The organism is Marinobacterium nitratireducens (genome assembly GCF_014645375.1).
Classification (GTDB): Bacteria; Pseudomonadota; Gammaproteobacteria; order Pseudomonadales; family Balneatricaceae; genus Marinobacterium_A; species Marinobacterium_A nitratireducens.
This window is the reverse complement of record NZ_BMLT01000035.1, coordinates 1-786: the sequence shown is the minus strand read 5'-3', so window position 1 is coordinate 786 and position 786 is coordinate 1. Positions and strand designations below refer to the sequence as shown.

1 protein-coding gene is annotated in these 786 nt (G+C 64.1%); it reads right to left on the bottom strand.

Going from position 1 to position 786, the window contains the following annotated elements; genetic code table 11:
* Window positions 1-786, bottom strand: a 786-nt coding sequence (locus IEX85_RS23875; RefSeq protein WP_229722097.1) for a thiamine pyrophosphate-dependent enzyme, incomplete at both ends; no start/stop codon positions are given.

Below are 786 nucleotides of genomic sequence, written 5' to 3'. Positions count from 1 at the left end.
GCGACGCCCAGCGCGGCCGGGATGGTCCAGCCGAGGGGGCCGGCCTGACCGCAGTTGATCCAGTGGCGCGGTTTGTAGACGTGGAGGAACTGTGCCGCCGCGATCTGCGACAGTCCGATGGTGCTGACATAGCAGGTGTCCTTGCCGAAGGCTTTGTTCATCTCTTCGTAGACACGCTGCGGCTTGACCGGGACGTTGTCGAAATGGGTCTTGCGCTGCAGAGTACGCTTGCGCTCCTGACACTCCTCCAGCCACTGGCGGCGATCCGCCAGTTTGCCGGCCTGCTTCCATTCACGGGCCACTTCGACGAACAGTTCCAGCGCCGCAGCGGCATCCGAAACAATTCCGTAGTCGGGCATGAAGACGCGACCGATCTGGGTCGGCTCGATATCGACGTGGATGAATTGACGGTTCTCGGTGTAGACCTCGACGGAACCGGTGTGGCGGTTGGCCCAGCGGTTGCCGATGCCCAGCACCAGGTCGGATGCCAGCAGGGTGGCATTGCCGTAGCGGTGAGAGGTCTGCAGGCCGCACATGCCGACCATCTGCGGATGATCGTCCGGGATGGTGCCCCAGCCCATCAGGGTCGGGATGACCGGAATGCCGGTGATCTCGGCCAGCTCGACCAGCTTGTCGGAGGCGTCGGCATTGATGATGCCGCCACCGGCGACCAGCAGCGGACGCTCGGCGGCGTTGAGCATTTCCAGCGCCTTCTCGACCTGTTTGCGGGTGGCGGTGGGCTTGACCACCGGCAGCGGCTCGTAGGTGTCGATGTCGAACTCGATC